We start from the raw sequence: 8,872 nt of genomic DNA, 5'->3' as shown, positions 1-8,872 counted from the left end.
CCCCCCCCCCCCCCCCCCCCCCCCCCCCCCCCCCCCCCCCCCCCCCCCCCGTTTTCACTTTCCGGGGACTGTCCCCCGCCTCCTGCGGCACAGGCGCATGACCCCTTTCCGTTCCCGACCCGCGGGCTATGTTGCCCCCGACGGCAGCGGAGGCGAGATGGTGAGGTTCCTGTGGATGGCGGCGGGCGGGGTCGCGCTGCTTCTGGGGCTGGTGGGGATCGTGCTGCCCCTGCTGCCGACCACCCCCTTCCTGCTGCTGGCGGCCTTCTGCTTCGCCCGCTCCTCGCCGCGGCTCGAAACCTGGCTGCTCGAGCATCCCCGCCTCGGGCCGCCGATCCGCGACTGGCGGGCCGAGGGCGCCATTTCCCCCCGCGCCAAGGCGCTGGCGATGATCGCCATCGCCCTGACCTTCGGCCTCAGCCTGGCGCTGCAGCTTCCGGCCCGCGTCCTCTGGATCCAGGCCGCGACCCTGGGCGCCGTCACCTTCTTCATCCTCAGCCGGCCGAACCCCGGCCGGGACTCCGGTCCTTGACACCGGCCCCGGGGCAGCGTTTCGTGGCACCCTGATTTCGGCGGGGGCCCCTCTTGATCCAGCAATTCCTGAGACTTGCCCGGCTGCTCGACCGGCTGACCCTGGCGCTTGCCTCGCTCGCCGGGGCGACACTGGTGCTGATGGTGCTGGTCAATGTCGTCCTGCGCTACGGCTTCGGCACCGGCTCGATCAAGATGCAGGACCTTGCCTCCTACGCTTTCGCGGTGTTCCTGATCCTGGCCGTGCCGCTCTGCCACGCCCGCGCCGGCCATGTCCGGGTCGAGGTCCTGTCCGAGCGCCTGCCGCCCGCCTATCTGCGCCGCGCCGATGCGCTGGCCTGGGCGCTGTTCCTGACCCCGGTCTTCGGCCTGATCCTCTGGGCGGGCTGGGGCGACATCGCCTTCTCCTGGTCGATCGGCGAGGGCTCGACCACGCCCGGGGGCCTCGGCGGGCTCTATCTGGTCAAGACGGCGCTGCCGGTCGCGGCGGCGCTGATGATCATCCAGGGCCTCGCCGCCCTCTTCGAGAAGCGCGGCGCATGAGCGGGCAGGAAATCATGCTGCTCGTGCTGTTCGCCGGGCTCTTCGCCGGGATCCTGTCGGGCATCCCGGCCATGCTGGCCATCGCCGGTGTGCCCTTCGTGCTGGCGGTGGGCGCGGCGCAATTCGGTCTCTTCAACCTCGATTTCCTGGCCAATTTCCCCTCCCGCGTGCAGGGGATCATGGCCAATACGCTGCTGATGGCGGTGCCGCTCTTCGTGCTGATGGGCGTCTTTCTGGAACGCGCCAACCTGGCCGAGCGGATGCTGCGCGTGCTGGCCCGCCTGCTGGGCGGCTCGCCCCTCGGCATGGCGCTGTCGGTGCTGGCCTTCAGCACCATCATCGCCGCCTCGACCGGCATCATCGGCGCCACCATCGTCATGCTGGTGATGATCGCCCTGACGCCGATGCTGGATTCGGGCGTGCCGAAGCGGCAGGCGGCGGGGCTGATCTGCGCCTCCGGCACGCTGGGGCAGATCATCCCGCCCTCGATCCTGCTGGTGCTGCTGGGCGACCAGATCGGCAACACCTATCTGGAGGCGCAGCAGCGGCGCGGCAATTTCGCGCCCGATCCGGTGTCCGTGGCCGACCTCTTTGCCGGGGCGCTGGTGCCGGGGCTTCTGCTCGTCGGGCTCTATGCTCTGTGGCTGCTGATCACGCTGCGCCCGGGCCGCGCCAAAAGGGTCGGCACGAACGAGCCGGTCGCGGCCTCCGAGGTCGTCTTCACCTTCCTGCCGCCGCTTCTGCTGATCCTCGCCGTGCTGGGCTCGATCCTCGGCGGCATCGCCACGGCGACCGAGGCCGCCGGGCTCGGCGCGGTCGGCGCCGGGCTGATGGCGGCCTTCTCGACCACCACGCAGCGTTGGGAGCGGGCGGTGATCGGCATCGCCGGGCTTGCCGCCTTCGCGCTGGTGGCGCTGAAAGTGGCGGGCGTTGGCCGCAGCGGGCTGGGCGAGGCGGCGTCTGTCGCCGCGGCGCTGCTGCTGGCGGCGGGGGTGCTGGTGGCGATCTGGCGGCTGATCCGGGGCCGGATGCTGGGCGGCGCGATGGTCGAGACGATCAAGATCTCGGGCATGGTCTTCGGCATCGTCATCGCCGCCTCCATGCTGTCGCTGGTGTTCCGCGGCTTCGGCGGCGAACGCGCGGTCGAGCATCTGACCCGCGAATTCCCGGGCGGCGAGATGGGCGCGCTGCTCGCCGTCATGGTCATCGTCTTCCTGCTCGGCTTCATTCTGGAAGCGATCGAGATCATCTACATCGTCGTGCCGCTGCTGGGCCCGGCGGTGCTGGCGGGCGACATCTCGCCCGTCTGGTTCGCCGTCTTGATGGCGATGAACCTGCAGACCTCGTTCCTGACCCCGCCCTTCGGCTTCGCGCTCTTCTATTTCCGATCCGTGGCACCGCCGCAGATCACGACGCTGGACATCTATCGCGGCGTGGTGCCCTTTGTTCTCATTCAGATCCTGGCGCTGGCCATGGTCTACCTGTTCCCGGGGCTGGCCACCTGGCTGCCCCACCAGATGTTCAACTGAGGAGGATTACCATGGAACGCAGAACCTTCCTGAAGGGCGGCGCGGGTCTCGCCGCCGCGGGCGGCCTCGCCACCCCTGCGCTGGCGCAGGAGCGGATCGAATGGGCCATGCCCTCGTCCTTCCCGAAACCGGCGCCGGGCGTCGGCACCAATGCCACCCGCTTTGCCGAGCTGGTGCAGAGCCTTTCGGGCGGGCGGATCGTGATCGAGGTCTTCGGCGCGGGCGAGCTGGTGCCGCCCTTCGCGGTCGAGGATGCGGTGCAAGCGGGCAATGCGCCCATCGGCCACGGCACGCCCTATTACGCGGCCTCGAAGACGGCGGCGGCGCATTGGTTCACCGGCGTCCCCTTCGGCCTGACCGCGAACGAGCATTACGCCTGGCTGAAATGGGGCGGCGGTCAGCAGATCTGGGACGAGATCTATGCCGAGCGCAACCTCAAGCCCTTCTATTCGGGGAACTCCGGCACCCAGGCGGGCGGCTGGTTCAAGAACCGCATCGAGTCGCTGGCCGACCTTCAGGGCCTCAACATGCGCATCGCCGGTCTGGGCGGCGAGATGATGCGCAAGCTCGGCGTCAACGCCATCCTGATGCCGGCGACCGAGATCTTCCAGTCGCTGCAATCGGGCGCCATCGACGCGGCCGAATGGGTGGGTCCCCTGCTGGATCAGGCCTTCGGCCTGCAGCGCATCACCAACCTGTGCTACACCCCCGCCTTCGCCGAACCGGGCGCCGCGCTGCAGGTGGTGGTCAATACCGAGGTCTGGGCCGGGCTCGCCGACGATCTGAAAGCCATTGTCGAGGCGGCGGCCCTGCAGGCCTCGATGGAGACGCTGGGCCAGTTCGACTATTACAACGTCGGCGCCATGCAGCAGCTGACCGAGGCGGGCGTCGAATTCCTCGCCTTCCCCGAGGACGTGGTGGCGGCGATGAAAACCGCCTGGGCCGAGGTCAAGGAAGAGCAACGCGCGGCCTCGGCCGATGCGGCGCGGGTTCTCGAAAGCTACGAGGCCTTCGAGGCGGGCGCGATCCCCTATGCCAACGCCTTCGTCGGCCGCTACATGGCGGCGCGCTGAGCGGGAAAAAGAAGGAGGGGGGCCGTCTGCCCCCCTCTTGGCCCAAGGGCCAATTCCCCCCCCGAGGATATTTGAAGAACGAAGATCAAGGTTAAGAGGGCGCTAAGCCGCCTTCTTTGTTCTCCAAATATCCTCGGGGGTTTCTCAAGGGGGTGGAAAACCCCCTTGAGCGGGGGGGCGCGGGGGGCTGGCCCCCCGCACTCTGCGGTCTCCGCGGGCTGGCGCCCGCTTTCCTCATTGGCCAGCGAGCTGGTCGATCATCCCGCGGAACTGCGCCAGCTGGTAGCCGTATTTGCCCGCCGCCGCGATCAGGTCATCCGTGGGCACCCGGCCCGCATTGGCCAGCGCCCAGACGATGGACGAGCGGTTGCCTGAGGCGCAATAGGCCAGAACCGGCCCCTCGGCATCGTCGATCGTGTCGCGCTGGATCTCGACATTCTCCATCGTCAGCTGGCCGGGGAAGACCGGGTTCACCACGAAGCGCAGGCCCGCCGCCTCGACCGCCGCGCGCATCGCTTCGGCGTGCAGATCCTCGGGGATCTCGGGGTCGGGGCGGTTGCAGATCACCGTCCGGTAGCCTGCCGACTTGATCGCGGAAAGGTCCTCGGGGGTGATCTGCGGGGTGACGCTGTAGCTGTCGGTGAGCGGGCGGATATCCATGGCGGGCGCGTCCTGTCTGGGTCTGGGTCAGCCGAGGGCCTGAGCCATGGCGTTGAAGCGCAGGCGGAAGGCCGGGGCCACATACATACCGGCAAACATCGACACGAGGAAGACCGCGCCGCCGACGCCGCCCCAGCTGATCGAGGCCATGGCCGGGCCGGGGCAGAGGCCGACAAGCCCCCAGCCCGCACCGAACATCAAGGAGCCGATCATCAGGTTGCGGTCGATCTCGGCCTTGGGTTTGCCGGGCAGGTCGCTGCCCAGAAGCGAGCGGGCCCGCCGCGCCGCCACGGCCCAGGCCAGCATCATCGGCAGGATGGCGCCGCCCAGCACGAAGGCGAGCGTCGGATCCCAGTCGCCGAAGATGTCGAGCCAGCCCTGCACCTTGGTGGTGTCGGTCATGCCCGAGATCAGGAGGCCCGCGCCGAACAGGCTGCCGGCGATCAGAGAGGTGATGTTGCGCAGCATGTCAGATGGACCCGAAGAGATGGCGGAAGACGATGACGGCCAGGCCGCCGGCGACAAGGTAGAAGATGGTGGCGGCGATACCGCGCAGCGAGAAGCGCGAGATGCCGCAGACGCCGTGCCCCGAGGTGCAGCCATTGGCCAGCCGCGTGCCCACCCCGACCAGCAGCCCCGCTAGCACCACGGCGGGCATGTTGTCGGTGATATGGGTGTCCACCGGCGCGGTGAAGAGCGGCTTCAGCAGGGCGGGCATCAGCGCCAGCCCCGCGACGAAGGAAAGCCGCTCGGCCCAGGTGCTCCAGCCGGTGCGGTCCACAAGGCCGCCGACGATGCCCGAGGCGCCCATGATGCGGCCGTTCACCAGAAGGTAGAAGGCCGCGGCAGCGCCGATCATGAGACCTCCGGCGAGGCCCCAAATCCAGTCGATTTGCATGATGATTTCCCGTTTCCGTGCCCGTTTTGCGGGGGCATCTGGTGGTTTGGCGTGGTGGTTTGCTGCGGGCAAGCCGCTCGGGTCGGGCCGGGGGCGCTGCCGCCCCCTGCCCTGCCTTCGTGTCAGATCCCGTTGACCGGCACCTTCAGGTAGCTGATCCCGTTATCCTCGGCCGGCGGCATCTGGCCCGCGCGCATGTTGACCTGCAGCGAGGGGATGATCAGCCGCGGCATGGCCAGCGTCGAATCCCGCTGCGTGCGCATCGAGACGAATTCATCGGCCGGCTTGCCGGCGCCCACATGGATGTTGAAGGCCTTCTGCTCGGCCACCGTGGTTTCCCAGGCGTATTCGTCGCGACCCGGGGCCTTGTAATCATGGCCGACGAAGATGCGGGTCGCGTCGGGCAGCGCCAGGATCTTCTGGATCGACTGGTAGAGCGTCTCGGCCGAGCCGCCCGGGAAGTCGCAGCGCGCGGTGCCGAAATCGGGCATGAAGAGCGTGTCGCCGACGAAGGCCGCATCGCCCACCACATAGGTCAGGCAGGCGGGCGTGTGGCCGGGCGTGTGCAGCACGTCGCCCCGCAGCTGGCCGATATGGAAGCTGTCGCCCTCCTTGAACAGCCGGTCGAATTGCGAGCCGTCGCGCTGGAATTCGGTGCCCTCGTTGAACACCTTGCCGAAGGTGTTCTGCACCACGGTGATGTTCTCGCCGATGCCGATCTTGCCACCCAGCTTCTCCTGGATATAGGGCGCGGCGGACAGGTGGTCGGCGTGGACATGGCTTTCCAGCAGCCATTCGACCTCGAACCCCCTCTCTTTCACGAAGTTTATCACCGCGTCGGCCGAGCGGGTATCGGTCCGCCCCGAGGCATAGTCGAAATCCAGCACCGAATCGACGATGGCGCACTTGCTGCTGGACGGGTCGCGCACAACATAGGTGATGGTGAAGGTCGCTTCGTCGAAGAAGCCATAGACTTCGGGTTGCATGGGGATCTCCACATTCCGTTTGCTGCATGTAATATACAGGTCGGGATTCACATTACAAGATTTGAATGTGAATATTTGACATGGATCATGCAGGATTCTGCGCTTCATGCCAGTCTACCGTCACAAGCTCAGAGGAGAAGCCCGATGTCCGAGTTCACTGCCAAGGAAGTGTCGCATCACAAGGGGCGTCTGGTCGCCCGGCTGGCCGAACTTGATTCGCGCCTGCACGGGATCGAGGACGAGCTGATGTCGCACCAGTCCCGCGATTGGGAGGAACTGGCCACCGAGCGCGAGAATGACGAAGTGCTGACCTCGCTGGGCGACGAGGGCAAGCAGGAACTGCGCGCCATCCTCGCCGCGCTGAAACGGCTGAGCGAGGGCGAGTACGGTTTCTGCGTCACCTGCGGCGCCCGGATTGCCGACGAGCGGCTGGATGTCCTGCCCGCGACACCCTTCTGCCGCGATTGCGCGCCCTGAATCCGGGCGGCACGGGCGGGAAAAGACCCCCTGAAGTGTTGCGGTAGACGCTGACGTTTCGTCTAATGGCGAAAAAGCCGTCAGGAGAAGCCGTGAACCGCCAGAATGCCCCGCTCGCCGCCCCGGGCCTCGTGCAGCGCCGCGATCGCGAGGGGGTGGCGGTGCTGCGCCTGAACGGGCCGGACGGCAACCGGATGAGCCCGGCCTTGGTCGGTGCTCTGGCGGCATCGCTGGAGGCAGTTCTGGCCGATCCGGCGGTCGAAGGCGTGGTGCTGACCGGCGGCGCGCCGGGGTTCTGCGCCGGAGCCTATGCGGATCTGCCCCTGCCCGGCCCCGATCCGCAGACCCTGCCGCCGGTGATGGCGGCGCTGGCCGATCTTTGCGACCGGATCGAAGGTGCGGCGAAGCCCGTGGTCGCGGCGCTGAGCGGGCGCGTCGCGTCAGGCGGGCTGGCACTGGCCCTGGCGGCCGGGGCGCGGATTGCCGCGCCGGGAACGGTGTTCCTCTGCCCCGAGGCCCGGCTCGGCCGCCTGCCCCCGGGCGGGGCGGCGGTGCGGATGGCCTGGCAGATCGGCGCGGGACCGGCGCTCACGCTGATCGGTGGCCGGGCGATGGGCGCCCAGAACGCCCTGGCGGCGGGGCTGGTCGAGGCTGTGGCGGACGACCCGGTTGCCGCCGCCATCGCCCGGGTGCTCGACCTCGGAGCGGCGCCGCGCAGCCGCGCCCGCCCCGGGCTTGATGATCCCGCCGGTTTTGCCGGGGCGCTGGCCGAGGCCCGCGCCGCCCTGCCCGCCCCCCTGCCCCCGCACCGCCTGCCCGACCTCTGGCTGCTCGACGCGCTGGAAGCGGCGCAGCTTCTGCCGCCCGAACAGGCTTTGGCCTTCGACCGGGCCCGGGCCGAGGACGCGACCCTGCGCCCCGAGGCGCGGATGCTGGCCCATGTCGCGCTCGCCGCCCGCCGTGCGCAGGAACCCGAACCGCGCCCGGTCGAGGGCGCCGTCTGCCTGGCGCTGGATGCGCCGACCGCCGCCCGGCTGGTGCCGATCCTCTTGCGGGAGGGGGTGAGTGTGCTGGTCATGGGCCGCGACCGCGAGACGCTGGCCGCGACGCTGGAACGGGTGGCCGAGGCGCAATTCGCTCAGGTCCGCGCCGGGCGTCTGACCCAGGCCGAGGCCGAAGAGGATTGGACCCGCGTCGCCGGGCGCCTGCGCCTCGACCCCGATCAGCCGCCGGCGGTGGCGCTGGCCGATCCGGCGCATCTGGCCTGGCTGGAGGCGGCGCTGCCTGCCGACGTGCCGCTCGCCGCCTGGGAGCCGCCCGCGGACTGGCTGGCCGGGCTCGCCCATCCGGCCCGGGCGCTGGCGCTGCTGCCCGCGCCGACCCGGCCGGTGCGGCTGTGCGAACTGGTCGAACGCGGAACCGAAACGGCGCCGGTGCAGGCCCCCCTCTCGGCGCTGGCGCTGCAATTGCGGATGACCGCGCTGAGGGTGCAGGAAGGGCCGGTGCTGACACCGCTGATCCGCGCCGCCGCCCGCGCCGCCGCCCGGCTGCGCGCCGCGGGCGCGAGCCCCGAGGCGCTGACCGCGGTCGAGATCCTGCCGCAGGGGCTGGCCGAGGGTCAGGCGGCCGAGATCCGTGCGGAGCTGCCCCTGCCCCTCGACCGGCTGATCCTTCTGGCGGTGGCGAACGAGGGGATGCGGCTGCTGGCGGCGGGCCGGGCGCTCAGGCCCTCGGATCTGGATCTGGCGCTGGTGATGGGCGCGGGCTGGCCGCAATGGCGCGGCGGACCGATGGCCGAGGCCGATGCGCTGGGGCCGATGGTACTGCGCCACGAATTGCGCATCGCCGCGGCGCTGGACCCCGACCTCTGGACGCCCGAGCCGATCCTCGACGAGATGATCCGCCGCGGCTGGCGTTTCGCGGATCTGAACGAGACGTCTCCGGGGTGAGTGGGGTCCGTCGCGAGGTGGGATGAAATCCCACCCTACGGGCCGGTGTAGGGTGGGATTTCATCCCACCTCACGCGCGCCCGCACCGCGCGTTTCGCCACCTTTTTGCCCGACGCAACGCTCTGCCACATCGAACCCGCGCTCGCGTGACTTGTGGTTCTGCAGGGCCCGGCGCCGGTGCGTGCGAGCACGCACCCTACGAGTCACCCCCATCCCGCCGTAGGGT

Annotated in this window: 10 protein-coding genes; 6 read left to right on the top strand and 4 right to left on the bottom strand. The window is 69.6% G+C overall.

Going from position 1 to position 8,872, the window contains the following annotated elements; translation table 11 throughout:
• Nucleotides 1–160 precede the first annotated feature (160 nt).
• From VDQ18_RS21655 to VDQ18_RS21640, 4 genes are read left to right on the top strand one after another with little or no spacing between them, the layout of a single operon-like run.
• On the top strand, nt 161–532 hold the full coding sequence (locus tag VDQ18_RS21655) for a YbaN family protein (protein ID WP_323022944.1): 372 nt from the start codon (nt 161–163) through the stop codon (nt 530–532).
• 53 nt (nt 533–585) lie between these two features.
• Entirely contained in the window at nt 586–1,074 is a 489-nt protein-coding gene (locus VDQ18_RS21650; protein ID WP_323022943.1) for a TRAP transporter small permease subunit, read from the top strand.
• A complete protein-coding gene (locus tag VDQ18_RS21645) occupies nt 1,071–2,603 on the top strand; it encodes a TRAP transporter large permease (protein ID WP_323022942.1) in 1,533 nt (510 codons plus the stop codon). The genes VDQ18_RS21650 and VDQ18_RS21645 overlap by 4 nt, the downstream gene beginning before the upstream one ends.
• A gap of 11 nt (nt 2,604–2,614) precedes the next feature.
• Complete coding sequence (locus tag VDQ18_RS21640) at nt 2,615–3,676, top strand: TRAP transporter substrate-binding protein (protein ID WP_323022941.1); 1,062 nt, start codon at nt 2,615–2,617, stop codon at nt 3,674–3,676.
• A gap of 234 nt (nt 3,677–3,910) precedes the next feature.
• Here the strand turns inward: VDQ18_RS21640 and VDQ18_RS21635 are convergent, their stop codons facing one another.
• The 4 genes from VDQ18_RS21635 to VDQ18_RS21620 are packed head-to-tail and all read right to left on the bottom strand — an operon-like array spanning nt 3,911 to nt 6,220.
• A complete protein-coding gene (locus tag VDQ18_RS21635) occupies nt 3,911–4,336 on the bottom strand; it encodes a TIGR01244 family sulfur transferase (RefSeq protein ID WP_323022940.1) in 426 nt (141 codons plus the stop codon).
• A gap of 27 nt (nt 4,337–4,363) precedes the next feature.
• On the bottom strand, nt 4,364–4,804 hold the full coding sequence (locus tag VDQ18_RS21630) for a DUF6691 family protein (protein ID WP_323022939.1): 441 nt from the start codon (nt 4,802–4,804) through the stop codon (nt 4,364–4,366).
• Nucleotide 4,805: 1 nt separating this feature from the next.
• Entirely contained in the window at nt 4,806–5,306 is a 501-nt protein-coding gene (locus VDQ18_RS21625) for a YeeE/YedE family protein (protein WP_416235138.1), read from the bottom strand.
• A 50-nt stretch (nt 5,307–5,356) separates the two neighbouring features.
• Nucleotides 5,357–6,220 (bottom strand): MBL fold metallo-hydrolase, encoded by an 864-nt coding sequence (locus tag VDQ18_RS21620; RefSeq protein ID WP_323022937.1) that lies wholly within the window; start codon nt 6,218–6,220, stop codon nt 5,357–5,359.
• Between the two features lie 144 nt (nt 6,221–6,364).
• Here VDQ18_RS21620 and VDQ18_RS21615 point away from each other — a divergent pair, with 144 nt between their 5' ends.
• Together VDQ18_RS21615 and VDQ18_RS21610 are read left to right on the top strand one after the other, a co-directional pair.
• Complete coding sequence (locus tag VDQ18_RS21615) at nt 6,365–6,697, top strand: TraR/DksA C4-type zinc finger protein (RefSeq protein ID WP_323022936.1); 333 nt, start codon at nt 6,365–6,367, stop codon at nt 6,695–6,697.
• Nucleotides 6,698–6,789: 92 nt separating this feature from the next.
• Nucleotides 6,790–8,646, top strand: a complete 1,857-nt coding sequence (locus VDQ18_RS21610) for an enoyl-CoA hydratase-related protein (protein ID WP_323022935.1) — start codon at nt 6,790–6,792, stop codon at nt 8,644–8,646.
• Nucleotides 8,647–8,872 lie beyond the last annotated feature (226 nt).

This window comes from Pararhodobacter sp., from assembly GCF_034676075.1.
GTDB lineage: Bacteria > Pseudomonadota > Alphaproteobacteria > Rhodobacterales > Rhodobacteraceae > Pararhodobacter.
The sequence above is the reverse complement of the archived record's forward strand: the minus strand, read 5'-3'. Positions and strand labels throughout refer to the sequence as shown.